General features: G+C 55.2%; 18 protein-coding genes. 4 read left to right on the plus strand and 14 right to left on the minus strand.

Annotated features, from left to right (window positions below; translation table 11 throughout):
• Positions 1 to 53 precede the first annotated feature (53 nt).
• Complete coding sequence (locus DNI29_RS21255; protein WP_110980154.1) at positions 54 to 2,243, plus strand: glutamine synthetase III family protein; 2,190 nt, start codon at positions 54 to 56, stop codon at positions 2,241 to 2,243.
• Positions 2,244 to 2,474: 231 nt separating this feature from the next.
• Here the strand turns inward: DNI29_RS21255 and DNI29_RS21260 are convergent, their stop codons facing one another.
• A complete protein-coding gene (locus DNI29_RS21260) occupies positions 2,475 to 3,434 on the minus strand; it encodes a site-specific integrase (RefSeq protein WP_110980155.1) in 960 nt (319 codons plus the stop codon).
• A complete protein-coding gene (locus DNI29_RS21265) occupies positions 3,412 to 3,825 on the minus strand; it encodes an Arm DNA-binding domain-containing protein (RefSeq protein WP_110980156.1) in 414 nt (137 codons plus the stop codon). The genes DNI29_RS21260 and DNI29_RS21265 overlap by 23 nt, the downstream gene beginning before the upstream one ends.
• A gap of 172 nt (positions 3,826 to 3,997) precedes the next feature.
• Here DNI29_RS21265 and DNI29_RS21270 point away from each other — a divergent pair, with 172 nt between their 5' ends.
• A complete protein-coding gene (locus DNI29_RS21270; protein ID WP_110980157.1) occupies positions 3,998 to 4,465 on the plus strand; it encodes a LexA family protein in 468 nt (155 codons plus the stop codon).
• A complete protein-coding gene (locus tag DNI29_RS21275) occupies positions 4,465 to 5,760 on the plus strand; it encodes a Y-family DNA polymerase (protein WP_110980158.1) in 1,296 nt (431 codons plus the stop codon). The genes DNI29_RS21270 and DNI29_RS21275 overlap by 1 nt, the downstream gene beginning before the upstream one ends.
• A gap of 130 nt (positions 5,761 to 5,890) precedes the next feature.
• Here DNI29_RS21275 and DNI29_RS21280 read toward each other — a convergent pair whose 3' ends face one another.
• The 9 genes from DNI29_RS21280 to DNI29_RS25165 all read right to left on the minus strand — a co-directional run bounded on the left by DNI29_RS21280 (position 5,891) and on the right by DNI29_RS25165 (position 11,359).
• Complete coding sequence (locus DNI29_RS21280; protein ID WP_110980159.1) at positions 5,891 to 6,205, minus strand: hypothetical protein; 315 nt, start codon at positions 6,203 to 6,205, stop codon at positions 5,891 to 5,893.
• Between the two features lie 243 nt (positions 6,206 to 6,448).
• Entirely contained in the window at positions 6,449 to 6,877 is a 429-nt protein-coding gene (locus tag DNI29_RS21285) for a hypothetical protein (protein ID WP_110980160.1), read from the minus strand.
• Positions 6,878 to 6,900: 23 nt separating this feature from the next.
• Positions 6,901 to 7,770, minus strand: a complete 870-nt coding sequence (locus DNI29_RS21290) for a DNA/RNA non-specific endonuclease (protein ID WP_110980161.1) — start codon at positions 7,768 to 7,770, stop codon at positions 6,901 to 6,903.
• A 16-nt stretch (positions 7,771 to 7,786) separates the two neighbouring features.
• Positions 7,787 to 8,242 (minus strand): hypothetical protein, encoded by a 456-nt coding sequence (locus DNI29_RS21295; RefSeq protein ID WP_110980162.1) that lies wholly within the window; start codon positions 8,240 to 8,242, stop codon positions 7,787 to 7,789.
• Positions 8,243 to 8,273: 31 nt separating this feature from the next.
• Positions 8,274 to 8,705, minus strand: a complete 432-nt coding sequence (locus DNI29_RS21300) for an STAS/SEC14 domain-containing protein (protein WP_110980163.1) — start codon at positions 8,703 to 8,705, stop codon at positions 8,274 to 8,276.
• Positions 8,706 to 8,884: 179 nt separating this feature from the next.
• Positions 8,885 to 9,307: a hypothetical protein gene (locus DNI29_RS21305; protein ID WP_110980164.1), complete on the minus strand. Its 423-nt coding sequence runs from the start codon at positions 9,305 to 9,307 to the stop codon at positions 8,885 to 8,887.
• A 104-nt stretch (positions 9,308 to 9,411) separates the two neighbouring features.
• Positions 9,412 to 9,840, minus strand: a complete 429-nt coding sequence (locus DNI29_RS21310; protein WP_110980165.1) for a hypothetical protein — start codon at positions 9,838 to 9,840, stop codon at positions 9,412 to 9,414.
• A 463-nt stretch (positions 9,841 to 10,303) separates the two neighbouring features.
• Positions 10,304 to 10,546, minus strand: coding sequence for a hypothetical protein (locus DNI29_RS21315; RefSeq protein WP_123823358.1), 243 nt, complete (start codon positions 10,544 to 10,546; stop codon positions 10,304 to 10,306).
• A 681-nt stretch (positions 10,547 to 11,227) separates the two neighbouring features.
• Positions 11,228 to 11,359 carry a hypothetical protein gene (locus DNI29_RS25165; protein WP_262510235.1) on the minus strand — a complete coding sequence of 44 codons (132 nt, stop codon included), beginning with the start codon at positions 11,357 to 11,359 and terminating at the stop codon, positions 11,228 to 11,230.
• A gap of 133 nt (positions 11,360 to 11,492) precedes the next feature.
• Here DNI29_RS25165 and DNI29_RS21325 point away from each other — a divergent pair, with 133 nt between their 5' ends.
• Entirely contained in the window at positions 11,493 to 11,783 is a 291-nt protein-coding gene (locus DNI29_RS21325; protein WP_110980168.1) for a hypothetical protein, read from the plus strand.
• A gap of 209 nt (positions 11,784 to 11,992) precedes the next feature.
• Here the strand turns inward: DNI29_RS21325 and DNI29_RS21330 are convergent, their stop codons facing one another.
• The 3 genes from DNI29_RS21330 to DNI29_RS25455 all read right to left on the minus strand — a co-directional run bounded on the left by DNI29_RS21330 (position 11,993) and on the right by DNI29_RS25455 (position 14,784).
• The gene (locus DNI29_RS21330; RefSeq protein WP_123823359.1) at positions 11,993 to 12,520 is read right to left on the minus strand and encodes a hypothetical protein; all 528 of its coding nucleotides are present in this window, start codon (positions 12,518 to 12,520) and stop codon (positions 11,993 to 11,995) included.
• Positions 12,521 to 13,005: 485 nt separating this feature from the next.
• Complete coding sequence (locus DNI29_RS21335; RefSeq protein ID WP_110980170.1) at positions 13,006 to 13,920, minus strand: bestrophin family protein; 915 nt, start codon at positions 13,918 to 13,920, stop codon at positions 13,006 to 13,008.
• Positions 13,921 to 13,971: 51 nt separating this feature from the next.
• On the minus strand, positions 13,972 to 14,784 hold the full coding sequence (locus DNI29_RS25455) for a hypothetical protein (RefSeq protein WP_123823360.1): 813 nt from the start codon (positions 14,782 to 14,784) through the stop codon (positions 13,972 to 13,974).
• Positions 14,785 to 14,979: the final 195 nt, after the last annotated feature.

The raw sequence follows: 14,979 nt of genomic DNA on the forward strand, positions 1-14,979 counted from the left end.
TCATACCTTTGACCCAATAAAAACTCTGAATTTCTCTCACGCCTACTTTCAGCATGGCAATTCTTCGCTTTAAAGCTCTTGAGCTAGTTGACCAGCGCGAACCGCTGGCCGTCACTATTGCCGGTGAGCGTCGCTCCGAGACGTTTGGCAAAAATGTTTTTAACCTGGATGCCATGCGGGCTACCATGCCCGGCGAGTATTTCAAAAAGCTGCAGGCTGCTATCAAGCAAGGCTCTCCGGTAGAGCGGAGCGTGGCCGATGCAGTGGCTTCGGCTATGAAAACCTGGGCTATGGCCAAGGGAGCTACGCACTATACGCACTGGTTCCAGCCCCTGACCGGTGCTACCGCTGAAAAGCATGACTCCTTCTTCGACCTGAATTCGGATGGTCGGCCGATTGAGAATTTCAAAGGCTCGGCGCTGGTGCAGCAGGAGCCTGATGCTTCCTCGTTCCCGAACGGCGGCATCCGCAATACCTTTGAGGCCCGCGGCTACACCGCTTGGGACCCTACCTCGCCCGCTTTCATCATTGAAACTGCCGGCGCCAAGACCCTGTGCATTCCCACCATCTTCGTAGCCTACACCGGCGAAGCTCTCGACTACAAAGCTCCCTTGCTGAAGTCGTTGGCCGCGCTAGAAAAGGCTGCCGTGGATGTGTGTCAGTATTTCGATAAGGACGTGCAGCGTGTGCACACAACCCTGGGCATCGAGCAGGAATACTTCTTGGTGGACCGCGCCCTATACAACGCCCGTCCTGATCTGGTGATGACCGGCCGTACCCTGTTTGGGCACGCCCCGGCTAAAGGTCAGCAATTGGAAGACCACTATTTTGGCTCCATTCCGGCTCGTGTACACGCCTACATGCTGGAGTTTGAGGAGGAAGCCAACAAGTTGGGTATTCCGCTGCGCACCCGCCACAACGAGGTAGCCCCCCACCAGTTTGAGTGCGCCCCCACCTTCGAGGATGCCAACCTGGCTGTGGATCACAACCAGCTGCTCATGGACATCATGGAGCGCGTGGCCGACAAGCATAACTTTAAGGTGCTGCTGCACGAGAAGCCATTTGCCGGTGTGAATGGCTCGGGCAAGCATAACAACTGGGCCATGAGCACCGATACGGGTGTGAACCTCTTGGCTCCCGGCCGCCGTCCTAAGGAAAACCTACAGTTCCTGGCCTTCTTTATCACCACCATCAAGGCGGTGCACCGCTATGGTAATCTGTTGCGCGCCAGCATCGCCTCGGCCAGCAACGACCACCGCTTGGGAGCCAACGAGGCCCCGCCGGCAATCATGTCGGTGTTCGTAGGTTCCATGCTCGACTCGGTGCTGGATGAGTTGGAGCGCACTGCCAAAGTGCCCCTGGACAAAGGCGACAACATCTACCTGAAGCTTGGCATTGACAAGATTCCGGCTATTCTGCTTGACAATACCGACCGTAACCGCACTTCGCCTTTTGCCTTCACCGGCAACAAGTTTGAGTTCCGTGCGGTGGGCTCGTCTGCCAACTCTTCCTCAGCCATGACCACGCTCAACGCCATAGTGGCCGAGCAACTGATCGACTTCAAAAAGTCGGTAGATGCGCTGATTGAGCAGGGCAAGAAGAAAGAGGTGGCCATTGTGGACGTGCTGCGCGAGTACGTTATCAGCTCCAAAAACATTCGTTTTGAAGGCAATGGCTATTCTGATGAGTGGAAGCAGGAAGCTGCCGAGCGTGGCCTTTCTAACGTGCCTACCACGCCTCAGGCTCTGGATGCCATTGTAGAAGAAGATGCTGCTTCGCTGTTTGAGCGTCACCACATCTTCTCGCACGTAGAGTTGCACGCCCGCCACGAAATTCTGCTGGAGGACTACATCAAGAAAATCCAGATTGAAAGCCGCGTGATGGGCGACCTGGCCGTGAACCATATCATACCCACGGCGGTTGCCTACCAAACCAAACTGATAAACAACGTCCGCGGCCTGCGCGAATTGGGCCTCGACGATGAGAATTCAGAGGTAACGGTAAATACTATTAAAGCCATTTCCCGGCATATCTCAACCATCAAAACTCAGGTAGATGAGATGGTTAATGCCCGCAAAGTGGCCAATAAACTCGACGATACGCGCGAGCGGGCTGTGGCCTACTGCGACACCGTCAAGACGCATTTCGACACTATCCGGCGCTCAGTAGACAAGCTGGAGCTGATGGTGGCCGATGAGGACTGGCCTCTGGTAAAGTACCGCGAACTGTTGTTCCGGCACTAAGTCCAGGGTCAGAATCGGGCCGGAGTTGGGTGGGAATTTTCTCCGCGCCACGATTTCAGAAAAGCCGTTTCCGGGTGGGGACGGCTTTTTTTTTGTGCCTGCACCATGCTGCCTAATAAAACAGCCCCTGCGATACCGCGGGGGCTGTTCTGTTTTTGGATATCATTCAGCGTTAGTCAGCGTTAGTCGTTTCAGTGCCACACAAATTGCCACAGAGTTTGCCACATAAAACTAGGACACCTGCCGAGCTGTGCGCTCGTACATGGCAATCAACTCCTGCTCATCAACGCCCAGGTAGCGCATGAAGCTCTTCTCCGTTTGGTGGCCCGTGGCCAGCATGACCTGCGTCCGGGAAACGCCCTGATAAATCTTCAGCGTGGCAAATGTCTTACGGCCGATGCGGCTGGTTACTTGAATGCGGCCAATGCCGGCCAAGTGCGCAATCAGGGGCAGATAGTCATCGAGCAGGGGGACATCGGGTAGGCAGGTAGGCAGCCCCCAACTGGCGTACTTCTGCACCAGCGCCACGGGCTTAAAAACATCGTCGTCGAAAAAGGGAATCAGGCACTGGATACCTGTCTTGCCGGCATCAATCTTAAGCAGCTTGCCGTGGATGTGGTGTGGCGCCATCAAGTCTGCATCTGATATGCGCAGGCCCGTGTACACGCACTGCAAAAACTTGTCGCGGGCCAGCTCGATGCGCGCCAGGTGATCCTCCAGCGTGAGGGGATGACGGCCGCCCCGCTGGCCCGGCTTGCGTTGCTTGAGCTCGATGTTGGCAGCCAGGTACGCGCGGGCCTCGGCAGACTGCAGGTTTACTTTCTCCCAGGACAAGACCTCCGCCTGGGTGAGGGCCTCCACGCCGACGTACAGCTCCGGTACCTCTAACTTGCGAAACTTTGGGTTAACGGGGATATCGTGCTCCAAACACCAGTACAGGAAGTTTTTCAGGTACTTGACGGTGCAGCCGAAGGTATTGACGTCATGCGCCAGTTCCCTGAGGCAATAAGTCTGGAACTTGGCGTAGAAGGTAGCATCCATGCCTGCCATAGTCAGCTTGAACTTATGCTCCTGCTCAAAAGCCGCCAGTGTAGCGCGCAGATGGCGCAGGTGGTTGAGGTAGTTTTTGCTCAGGGGCTTACCGCTACGCAGGGAAATGTAGTCCTGCTTATACTCCAGCCACCGCTGCATGTACTCGAAGAAGGTGAGGGGCTTGCTTGCCAGTTGGCCGGCCAGCTACTGGCGTCACTGGCCGGCCGTTGGCTTCATCCAGTAGACGCTGGTAGCGCACCCGTATCTCTGCCTCCATACGCTCTTCATCCCACCGCTCACCGGCAGCGCGCGCGTCCGAGTGGGCGCTGGTACCAGCCCTTTCCCACCGCTCCAGCACGGCATTTACTTGCGCTGCATACGTGCCCGGCCGGTCTTTCACCTTTTCCAGCTTCTCGTTCCAGTCAGCAGGTCGGCAGCTTACTTTGCTTCCGAGCCGGATACGATTGGCGTCCCAGCAGAAGGTAATCTGTATAGGGGCCAAGCCTTTCTTGTTAATCGCCGTAGCGCGCAGCTGACACGTGACTTCCATAACAACATTCTTTTTTCGGCTGCTAAACGTAGACAGCGGCCAGCGAAAGCGCCGAAACACGCGCTTTCGGCGCGTGCAAACGTTACTATCTTTAACTACTAATTTTAGTAGTTATTAGACTAATCATTTTAGTAGGGCGTATACTTGCACCAAACACCTTTTCTAGTTGGCTATGTGTGAAGTACTTTTTGTGCCTGTTATCCGCCGGCCCCTGTGGCTTACTTTCTTTGATTCCCGAGTGTCGGCTGGCTTTCCCTCCCCAGCCGAAGACCACCGCGGCGAAAAGCTCGACCTCAACAAGCTCCTGCTGCCACACCCCGACTCGACTTACTTGGTGCGGGTGATGGGCGACTCCATGACGGGCGGGGAATCGGGTATTCGCGACGGGGCATTGCTGGCGGTGGACTGCCAGCTGCAGGCCCAGCCCGATGACGTAGTAATTGCCGTGGTGGAAGGCCAGTTCACCGTCAAGCGCCTAGTCAAGCGCAAGGGCGACGCCTGGTTCCTGGTGCCCGATAACCCAACGTATCCGGAGATTCCCATCAACGAGCCCGACTTGTTTGACGTGTGGGGAGTGGTAACGCACGTACTGACCGAGACCCGGCGCAGCCGTACATCAGCCCACGTGCGCGTGAGCTGATGTACGGCTTGGTTGACTGCAATAACTTTTACGTGAGCTGTGAGCGGGCCTTTCAGCCCCGGTTGCTGGGCCGGCCCGTGGTGGTCTTGTCCAACAACGACGGCTGCATTATCTCCCGCTCCCAGGAGGCCAAGGAGTTAGGTCTGAAAATGGGCGAGCCCTACTTTCAGGTCAAGCCCATACTCCTGCGCCACGGGGTGCAGGTGTACTCGAGTAACTACGCCCTCTACGGGGATATGTCGCGGCGCGTGATGCACTATTTGGCCTCGGTAGCGCCGGAGATTGAAATCTACTCCATCGACGAGTGCTTTCTGGACTTGCACGGGCTGGAGCCCTACTGCGGCAACCTGGTGGAGCTGGTGGCCGAGTGGCGCCGGCAGATTGGCAAGCGCACCCACATTCCCGTCTGCATCGGCATTGCCCCCACCAAGACGTTGGCCAAGCTCGCCAACCGCCTAGCTAAGAAGCTGCCCGCCTCGAATGGGGTGCTCTATCTCGACACGGAGGAGCGCCGTCAGTGGGCCCTGGCGCAGACGCCGGTGGAGGACGTGTGGGGTATCGGGGGCCTGTATGCCCAAAAGCTACGGGCCCAGAGCATCCAGACGGCCGCGGAGTTGGCAGCCCAAAGCGAAGGCTGGGCCCGCAGGCAGCTGGGTGGGGTAGTAGGGGCGCGCCTGCTGCGCGAGCTGCAGGGCACGCCCTGCCAGCAGCTCGCCCCTAGTGAGGACGGCAGCCTCGCCCGGAAGAGCATTGCCTGCACCCGCAGCTTTGCAGGGCCCCTCTCGGAGTTTTCGGATCTGATGGCCGCGGTGGCGCACTTTGCCTCTAAGGCTGCCGAGAAGCTGCGGCGGCAAGGCTCAGCCGCTAATGTATTGACCGTGTTTATCAGCAAGAGCCGTTATGGCACGGAGCCCCCGCCGCACACGCACTCGGCGGTGATTACCCTGCCTACGGCCACAAGTGACACGATCGAGCTGCTACGTTACGCCAGGACCGCGCTCAAGCGCATCTGGGAGCCGGGCGGGGGGTACAAAAAAGCAGGAGTCCTGCTCGACGGGCTGGAGCCCACTGGTCAGCAGCAACTCCTGCTCTTTGAGCCCAACGAGCAGGCCGAGCGTCGGGCCCAGCTCATGGCCGAGCTGGACAAGGTCAACCAGCGCTTTGGCGCTGGGGCCGTGCGCTTTGCTACGGCTATGCCGCGGGAGCGAGGTGTGGCTCCCTGGCAGGGGCAGCGCCAGTGGCAGACGCCAGCTTATACCACGCGCTGGGAGGATATGCTCTGTATTCGGGTGTAAGTTCAGCCTAGTGGGTTGGGCGGCGCAGCATGTAGTGGAAGAGGCTCAGACCTGGATTTAGAGTAGAGGCAAATACTTCACCTGCAATACATACACCAGTCATGAGACTGGAGCGCTAGCAAACTATCCGTTAGCGGGTATAGGTCTGATCCACCTCCACCGCCGTAGCCTGGGGGATGGGGGAAGAGCTAACCGGTACACGAATACCATTGCTATCCAGGATGAGACGTCCGTTTACTAGGTGCGTATTTAAATCCAGCGTTCTACCCCCGTCGAAATGAAGCACGTTGTCCTGCCCGCGCGTGTAGGTAGAGACCGGATTAAGGGGCGCATTGTCCACAAAGTACTGCATCGTGTTCTCCGTGACGATCATGTACTGCGATTTCAGGTCAAGGGACGTGCTGTCTGTAGCTAGCAGTTGCCCTGAGGCCGAGTAGAAGCGCACGGCGTAGCGATGGAGGTTCCAGCGGCCCGTGATATCGGGCGTGGGCTTCGCTTCATCTTTCTTACAGGCAGGCGTGAGCAGCGTCAGGCTTAGCAGGAGCAGGGGTAGGAGTCAATTCATAAGGGAGATAAAGAAGGGGCAAACGTGCCTTCTACCCACACCAGCGGCAGCTGCTGCTCGAAGCTAAGCAGGCGAAAGGTGGCTTGAGAGGTGGGCATGGGGCAAGCCGCGCGGAAGGTATTTCTATTTCCTTGTGAAGCGAGAGATCGTAACGGAATAGCCCTGCTGTTGAACCACTACTTTGTAGTGCAGGGTCAACTCCGTTTTCGTCAATTGGGCAATCGTCAACTTATAAGGATCGGGTGAGGGTTGGTCAGTAGCCAGGAGGTTCAGGTCATCCCCTTGCCGAGTGTAAGTGAAGTCACGCGTAGTGCCATCTTGCTTGACAGTGAGGGTAGAGCCGCTAAAGGAGTAGAGAGCAGGAGCTGCCAGCGTTAGCGGGCCGGATTCACTGCGCACGATACCATCGGTATTGTAGCGGATAACTTCTTGGTAAGCCTGCTCTTGCCAGCTGCCTTCCAGCCCTGGTGTCGGCTCCGGCTGGGCGTTTTCTTTCTTACAGGCGGTAGTGAGCAGCGTCAGGCTCAACAGCGGGAGGAGAAGGCGAGTCATAATAAGATGGAATAGAAGAGAGGTTACTGGGTCGGCCCGTTGTCCACTTTGGCCTCTAACGTCGCCTGCACCGAGGTTGGTACGCCCGAGAGCAAATCCAGGCCCGTGGCCGCCTCGATGGCATCGACACTCACGCGGTACTGGCCCCAGGAGGAGCTTACGCTGTTCTCATTCGGCGTGTCCACGGCAATGACGCGGGTGGAGCTGCTCACGCGGCGGGCATCGTCGTTGCCTACGGGCAGCACCACCACAACTTTCCAGATGCGGGCGGGCACCGTGATGCGGCCATTATCCAGGGTAGAAGCGGGCCCGTTCGAGCCAACGCCGCCCTTACCGTAAGAGCCCATGATGACGTAGACTTCCTGCGTGGCCGAGACGAGCGTGCGGGTGTAGGCTTCCATATTATTCCAGGTGCGCTGGTTGTTGTTCGGGGCCTGGGGAATCATGTTGCTCATCAGGAAGGTGGCCGAGTTGTCGGCCTCCGTGGCCGTGCGGGCGGCCGAGGGGCAGTTGTGGCCCCGGTCAAAGCCTGAGCCCGAGTAGCTGCTGCTCTGCACCTGGTACCAGCCGGAGGGCAGCGACGCATCGGCTCGGAAATCATCCTGGCGGTCGGCCGGGCCCAGGTCGGCTTGCTCCAGGTGCCAGCTCACCCAGTTGGGCGTGCCCCGGTCGCGGTGGTAGGAGAGGGTATACTGGTTTTTGAGCAGCAGGTAGTTGGTGGGCTTACTCGGGTCCACCGTCGCTCCGCTGGGATTGCCCAGGGCTAGGTGCTGGCTCTCGGCGAGTACGGGGCCGGGAGTAGGGTCGTCGGTAGAGTCAGAGCCGCAGCTGGTGGCCAGGCTTAGCAGAGCAAGGGCCGCGAGCCGGCGAAAGGGGAAGCGGGAAAAAGGCATGGTGAAAGGTAACACCTTACTGCCGCTCCAAGTGAATGGTGTGGTCAGTGCGCATGTCCGGAATGCCGTCAAGCCCATACTCTCCTATCAGATAGAGGTCCAGCTTGGTGGCGGTCAGCTTGCGGATCGTGTAGGACATAGCCGGCGGCTGGCACGTGAGCTGGTCGCCCGTTCGAACATAAGGCGTAGACCATACCATACAATTGATAGGACAAGCTTTTGAATTATAGTAGTGGATATCCGTGGTCGTAATCGTGTAGGACGTGTAACCCATGGTTTCGAGGGGCTTGTAGGTGCCTACCAGCTTGCCCTGTCGGTCATAAAGCACCGTCTCGACGCTGAGCGTCTTCCAGTTGCCTTCCAGGGGGCCGGCAGCTTCTTGCGGCGACTCTGGTGCTGGGTCATTCTTCTCTTTCTTACAGGCTGCCGTGAGCAGCGTCAAGCTTAGCAGCAGGGGTAGTAGTCGATACATGAAACAGATAAAAGCTGTCCGACAGCGTTGCTTAAGTTGGATCTTCTTCCGTGACGCGCTGGACGGCGCGCAGCCACATGCGCGCTTCGGCAATATTATCGAACAGGTGCATGGCCAACTGGCCTTCAAAGCCCAGCAGCATGGACTGTGCTGATTGTGCGGCCAGCGACTCGGGACTCACGACCTGGGCAAAGTGGGTTAAGCCCTGAGCCACGGCACGCGGAGCCCAGTTAGAGACAACCCACTCCACGGTATGGTCCCAAGGGCCAATAACCTGGCGGTTGTCGTTGAGTAGGTAGGCGCACTTATTTTCCTGCAGGGGGTGCAGGCAGGCATCAGCCCCGATAATGATGCCCGTGTAGGTCTGGTAGCCGATCCAGTTATTATAGACCCAATTGTTAGTAGCGTCGTATTCGGTGGTGAAATAGACCTTGCCGAAGCCGTTGATGAGTTGATGAGGCATTAGGTAAGCGGAACGGGGGACTAGGGAAATGAGAGAGGTAGGAGACAGTAGAGACATAGTTAACCGTAGCAAAAGGGTACGGCCATGTACGAGAAGAAAACCCACATACTGCTGCTGGCGCCAATTCAAAGATGCTCAAAGTAGGCGCTAAGCTCAATTATGCCTGTTTTAAATTTTCCTTATTTACCTGCCCAAGGTGCCTTGGGGCCACAGGCCCAGGTACGCGCAGACTGCACATCGGCAAAGTGCCGGAATTCGATGTTTAGGAGTCGGAGAGGCGTGGTGTAGGCCTCATCCACCAGCATGCGGTTAAGCCGATCTTCGGACTCGATCACTGCGAGCCGGCGCAGCCCACTAGTGGCTAAAGCGGGTATTATCTCGGCTCTAACCCAGTCCAGATCCTCTGTATTCAGCGGCCCGAGCCGACGATCATCCGCTATCCAACTGTCGATCTGATGCTGTCGGACCAGGGACAGCCCTAGTAAGATGGCTATGCGGAAGTAGCCACTATCCACATGGTCACTCCAGACGGCTTCCAGCGTTCGGCATCCAATGTTGTGAAAATAGAAGCTTACGTGAGGATTTGCAGAAAGCAGGATCATTGGATAAAGTAACAGTAGTAAGTTAATTCAGCTTCGCCGTCCTGTCACCTCCGCCTCTGCGGCGGCTGGATGGCGTAGTAAAATAAGTTGTGGGGCTTGACAGATCAGTTCATCGCCTGGGCCACTAGATAGGCGGGCTTGCCCTCCCGCAAGGGCGTTGTATCCAGATAGTACTTGAACGACACCTTCTGCTCTTGATTGGTGAAGAACATCGGGCCGTAATTCTTCTTGACTTCCGCCGCGATAAAGTCTGAAGCCTGCTGTAACTGTTGCTCTGGTACTTGCAGCAACACGGTGGAGCATTCGCCCTGCTCCAAAAGGTAGCCGATTATTCGGCCTTCTGGGGTCTTGAACAAGGTAATGTCCTGGTCCATCCCGTAGTAAGTTTGCTTGTGGCTAGCGACCGACTTTTTGACGTAGTCTGTGGGTTTATTCAAACAGTCTAGTTGCTGCTGCGTGATGATAGGAACTGGGTTAGGGGCAGTGGTGCAGCCCATTATTGCGCTGATCAGGATAGTAGCAAGTGCTTTCATTGGTTAGAAATATAGCCTTGACTTTTTAAAAGTAGTGATGAGGTAGGTGGCCTCTCCGGTTGTTTGTGAGGCCTGAACTGCTCTAGAGAAGAACAAAGGTCGTTGCACCAACGGCTCCGGATTTGGGCATGTAGTAGGTAGCCGTGTCGGAGGAGAAGTTGACGAGATTTCGCGTGCCTCGCACGACTTTAATCCAGCCTGGGTATTCTCCCCGCCGGAGGATTACAGCGTCACCGGGCTGTAGGCGTTGGGTTGGGCGACCCGACAGGGTATCTTGGAGCCGACGGTACAGTACCGTTTTAGTGGCAAGCCGTAAGCCGCGAGGGTTCATCGTACCACGCAGAATTTGTCCCGTGTCAATTGGTTGCGGTGGAGCCTGTGGGCTGTGCTGAGCCCAAACGGTTGCTGGTGCGAGTAAGGCGGTAAACAGGAACAGTTGCTTCATTAATTCAGTCTAATGTTACTACCCCGCCGCCTCTCCAACTGCTGGCCGACGTAGTAGGTCGTGAATGATGAGAATGGCTACCCCCGTATTGATTAGATTAGTAACCAGCCCCAACAGACCACCCAGTAGATTATTTGAGTAGGATAGCCCATCTGCGTAGTTCAAAATGGCGAAGGCAAAAGACAGTAGAAATACCGTTCTGGCCAGCCAGTAGCCGTTGCGAATGCCGATGCTGATCAGCACAACAGCTATAAGAAGCATGCCGGCGAGCATGGACCGTGCCTGTATACCTGCTCCAAGTACTGGTCTGTTATATAGAAAAGCACCAATAAAGCCCAATAAGCTGCTCAGAAAGTACAGGTTCGATGCCTTGACGTTGTTCTTGCGAGCTTTGAGGCGATAATGGCATCCTTTGCCTCGACAAGGGCGTCCCAGCTAGCTATCAGAGTCCATAGCATGTCAACTTCCTTGCGGAACACTGAAAGAAGGACTGGAGTGGCCATTAAAAAAGGGCATAGATACGCGTTTCAAATCTACCCTTTTTCCCGTGCTGCCATGATGCAAAAGCAGAAATACTACGCTCTGCAGGCCTTAGTCTGCGAAGAGTTGCCCTTTCTTGTGGATACTACCTTTCCCGCCGGCTACGGCCAGTAGTATGCCTCAACCTCCACACGTCTGGCGTACGTCAAACAGGGCAAAGCTGCCTTCCCACCGGTGCTTTCGATTTCGTTGCACCTACACCTGTCCTCCTAAGCCTTTTCCTACCTCTTCTCTTTCCCAATTCTCTCCTGTCTTATGAAACGCGTATACTGCTGGCCCATGAGTATACTCGATGCGATGGGTAGCGAACGACTTCGCATTGGAGAATAGGTACGTCATTTATGAGTGGATGCGGGCTGACTCGCAGATGGTAAAGGTCGAGCAGTGGCTGAAGCAGAAGCGTCAGCGCGGTTTTTGGGAGGGTGGCCCAAGGTCGGAAGCGTCGGGTGCGCCAGCGGCCGTGGATTCAGTGGCCGGCAGTGGGGAGGTGCAGCAGCAGATGCTCCAGGTGCTGGGTAGCTTGGACTGGAGCAAACCAGGGAAGAACGGGAGTCCATTCGCAAAGCTGCTCAGATACGATAAATAGGTGTTCAGGTCCTAATCTGAACGTTTGGTGTTATTCAGCAGTATATAGAGTTAACTGTATTAACTTAAGTTATTCACTGCTATGGTTTTACTAGAAGATAGTTTGCGCAGTGAGTTTGATGTGGTCATGAACCCGCTCCGCACCATGGGGTGGTGGATAGAGCTAGATTATCGAGAGCAAGGCACCGTGAAGATCTTTGCTAATTTTAACGGGATGAACAATCTGGTGTATTCCGCCCTTCCAGCCCCAACTGGTTTTCCTTATACCCTAGCCGACTACAGACGCTGGTTTAGTAGTTGCGCTACCCTTCTGGCAAAGGCACAACGAGAAGCTTTCCCTTCCACGGTAGGTAGGTTTACTATCCAGTCGTAGCTGCATGATTACCTGTCCAGAAAAGTGTGTTAAAAACAGCCCCATAAGCGCAGGTTTTCGGGGCTATTTTGCGAGGGGCAAAACTGTTCGGAAACAGGTTTCTTGCTAGTCGGTGGAGGTGTTTAGATTATCTATTTAAGTGAGAGTACCATCAAACCCTACAAGTGGTTGGTGATGGCATAATGCAGCGGCGGAAGGCAACGTAAGTTTCAAGCTAGATGATTGCGCCCGTCCTTGTAAGCGCGCCCACCACGGTCGGCGAGTACGAGTTGGGGTAGCTGCGGCAAATGGTAAGGCGGCTGGTCTGCCTGATCAGAAGCGCACTGGTAGAAGGGAAAGGCAGCGTTCTGCAGCCAGTCGTAAGCGCCGGCCAGATGATCGAACACGACCACACTAGGTTGTGGGGTAGTCCGAAGCACAGTCAAGAGCTCGTCCTTGGTCGCCCAATCCGCCGCATTCACCCAGGCAATGGCGCAGATGCCCTGTTGGGCCAGCGAGGGCAAGTAGCTTTGGCTGACCCAGTGGCCAATGCCATCCCAGCCATCCAGGGCCTGGCTGCTGTCGCAGAGCAGCTTTTGCACGCGGAAGATGCGGACAAAGCGCAGCAGCAGCGAGAAGCTAGCCAGCGAGGAAACGACGTCTTGCTTGTCGCGCCATTCCACGTAGAGCCACCGATTCTCAGAATCGTAGCTGACGGCAAAGGGAGGCGTATCTAAGAGTACACGAGCAGGTTGCATATTCTTCCGTACGCCCTTGCCTGTGCGGTGTTATACGGAAAAGTAAGTGCGGGCTTATAGAATGACATCCGTGTTTTCCCCAGAGCGGAAAATGTACTCAAGAGAGCATCCTAATGCCAGTAGGTAGCCGCAGACAAGTAGTATGATTTGCCACTCAAAAAGAAAAGCTCCTTAGCAGTGCGCCAAGGGGCTTTTCTTTGGTCTTGTAGGAAGTTGAATTCTCAGCAGCTCTACTGTTTGTTTCTGCTTTTAAGGTCATGCAGAACCTAGTTTTAGACAAAGACGTCCGCCACCAGATCGGCTACCACTTAAATCAAGAATCCACTTTAACGACTATTAACGAGGATTTTTCTTGTAAAAGCTGCTTCCGGGTGAGGACGGCTCTTTCATCCTAGCTATCTGATTTCCTACTTTAAAAACAGAGGCGGCTGTTCCGATACTAGAACAGCCGCCTCTGTTTTTAAAGTAGGAAGCCTGCTTGCGCGCTACATGACGTAGAAAGGGCTATCGGCCAGCACAATTTCTTTAGGCATCTGTTTGTCGTTGATCATTTGCCTGAGGTTTTTCTCGATGGTGCGAGCAATGGCCGTAACGGGGGTATCGGTTGGCCTACCCTCAAAGGGGTCTTCCAAGTGAATGGCCATCTTCTCGATTAGGAAGAAGGTGGATGAAATGGCTACTACCATCAATATTTCCAGCATGCCAAAAACCTCAAGCAGAGCGAAGGGGAGGAGCAAGACAAAGAAGAACAGGGAGAAGTGAATGTACAGCGTGTAGGTAGCCGGAAACACTGTGTTTTTGATTCGCTCGCACCGGCCCATGGAATCCGTAAGTCGGGTAAGCGTCGATTCTATTTCTACCTGCTGGTAGCGGTTAATCCAGCCTTCCTGCAAGGCATACCGCATATCCTGAGCGTGCAGCTGCAACAGGGCATTGGGCACGTTGTCATGCTTGGCTAGAAACGCTACCTCGTTTTGGGGTATGAACCGTTGGATTTTATCCAGCTCCATGTTGTTTCTCAGCGACATGCCCACGCTGTAAGCCCAGGCAATCTGCCGGTGGGTAATGCGCTCCACCAGCAGGCGGGCCTCCTCTAGGTTGTAGGGCGCTTCCGTGAAGCAGAGCACCTGCCGAACCAGGGTGCGAGAGTCATTAACGATAGCTCCCCAGGCAATCCGGGCTTCCCACCACCGGTCGTAGGCCTGGTTCGATTTAAAGGCTAGTAACAGAGACAGCACGGTGCCCAGTATCATCGGTACGCTGAGGGGTAGCGAAATGGTCATGACGTGCAGGAAACGATCCTCCAGAGCAATCAGTGACGCATAGATAAAAACAAACAGGATTTCCGTTTTTATCTTGCCAAATACATACGAGAGCGGGATTCTGGTCTTTAGCAACATAGGTAATAACGTTAAGAAGAGAGGGGGCAGGCAGCCGGATGAAGGCCTGGGCTATACTACCGATAGGCAGGGGACTTTGCTGGTAATGGCCCGGTTGGGGAGGTGACTGCGCTGGCCAAAACGGAGGTAGCTGAGGCGACTTTTCTTTTTGCAGGTAACTACCAGGTCCACTTCGAACTCCTCTATGAAGGAGATGACGCCTTTGGTGATGTCGTGCTGATGAATCAGGTGCACTGAGTAGGGCACCTCTTCCAGCGCGGCTGAGGAATACAGGGCATCAAGGGCAGGCTTAAGCTTATCGGCGCTGGTGCCGGGCTTAAAAACGAGCAGGAAAGTGATGCGGGAATCTGCCCGGCGCAGCAAGTTGAGCAGGGCTTTATCTGGCAGTGCGCTTGCTTTGGCTTCTGCATCGAGGACGAAGGCTACTTTTCGAAAACGGGATGCCTCAAAAAACTCGGGGATGTAGAGAACAGGGAATGCCGCATCCTGCACTAACTGGTTGAAGTAGCGCATCTCCTCCGATACCTGAGTGAGCGGCACCGTGTTCAGTACTAAGTCAATCTTATTTTCTTCCAGGAAAGAATTGAGCCGCTGGGAGCCGTCGCAGTAGAGGTAGGTAATGGCAATTTCCTCTATTTCCAGGGCGTATACCTTTTGCAGGCGCTCCAATGCATGAAGAAACTCCGGATCAATTGGTTGGCTTTCTACCCGGGGCATCGTCAGCAAATCGGTGATGGAGTCAGATACGGGCGTGAGCCGCAATAGAGTAATATGGCAGATTTCTCCTTGCAGCAGGTTAAGGGCACACCGGATAAGGTGTAAAGAATACAGGGTGAAATCTGTCGGAATTACTACTCGTTTCATTGGTCGGGCTCCTCGATTTGTGCAACGCCTGCTTTCTATCAGGCTTACAAAGGAGAGACTCGACCATTAATACCGCATTAACTTCGAATTATAATCCTATTAATACCAAATTTATGTACGCTGCCTCGGTAATGAACCTAACACAGCTTTAAGCCAAAGCTTGCCCAAGCTTACTGAGCTATGCGGGCTTCTTTC

Source organism: Hymenobacter sediminis (genome assembly GCF_003231285.1).
Classification (GTDB): Bacteria; Bacteroidota; Bacteroidia; order Cytophagales; family Hymenobacteraceae; genus Hymenobacter; species Hymenobacter sediminis.

Coding starts and splice junctions, on each gene's coding strand:
- DNI29_RS21255 (WP_110980154.1), top strand. CDS start 54: ATGGCAATTCTTCGCTTTAAAGCTCTTGAGCTAGTTGACCAGCGCGAA.
- DNI29_RS21260 (WP_110980155.1), bottom strand. CDS start 3,434: ATGCAGCGGTGGCTGGAGTATAAGCAGGACTACATTTCCCTGCGTAGC.
- DNI29_RS21265 (WP_110980156.1), bottom strand. CDS start 3,825: ATGGAAGTCACGTGTCAGCTGCGCGCTACGGCGATTAACAAGAAAGGC.
- DNI29_RS21270 (WP_110980157.1), top strand. CDS start 3,998: ATGTGTGAAGTACTTTTTGTGCCTGTTATCCGCCGGCCCCTGTGGCTT.
- DNI29_RS21275 (WP_110980158.1), top strand. CDS start 4,465: ATGTACGGCTTGGTTGACTGCAATAACTTTTACGTGAGCTGTGAGCGG.
- DNI29_RS21285 (WP_110980160.1), bottom strand. CDS start 6,877: ATGACTCGCCTTCTCCTCCCGCTGTTGAGCCTGACGCTGCTCACTACC.
- DNI29_RS21290 (WP_110980161.1), bottom strand. CDS start 7,770: ATGCCTTTTTCCCGCTTCCCCTTTCGCCGGCTCGCGGCCCTTGCTCTG.
- DNI29_RS21295 (WP_110980162.1), bottom strand. CDS start 8,242: ATGTATCGACTACTACCCCTGCTGCTAAGCTTGACGCTGCTCACGGCA.
- DNI29_RS21300 (WP_110980163.1), bottom strand. CDS start 8,705: ATGCCTCATCAACTCATCAACGGCTTCGGCAAGGTCTATTTCACCACC.
- DNI29_RS21305 (WP_110980164.1), bottom strand. CDS start 9,307: ATGATCCTGCTTTCTGCAAATCCTCACGTAAGCTTCTATTTTCACAAC.
- DNI29_RS21310 (WP_110980165.1), bottom strand. CDS start 9,840: ATGAAAGCACTTGCTACTATCCTGATCAGCGCAATAATGGGCTGCACC.
- DNI29_RS21315 (WP_123823358.1), bottom strand. CDS start 10,546: ATGCTTCTTATAGCTGTTGTGCTGATCAGCATCGGCATTCGCAACGGC.
- DNI29_RS21325 (WP_110980168.1), top strand. CDS start 11,493: ATGGTTTTACTAGAAGATAGTTTGCGCAGTGAGTTTGATGTGGTCATG.
- DNI29_RS21330 (WP_123823359.1), bottom strand. CDS start 12,520: ATGCAACCTGCTCGTGTACTCTTAGATACGCCTCCCTTTGCCGTCAGC.
- DNI29_RS21335 (WP_110980170.1), bottom strand. CDS start 13,920: ATGTTGCTAAAGACCAGAATCCCGCTCTCGTATGTATTTGGCAAGATA.
- DNI29_RS25455 (WP_123823360.1), bottom strand. CDS start 14,784: ATGAAACGAGTAGTAATTCCGACAGATTTCACCCTGTATTCTTTACAC.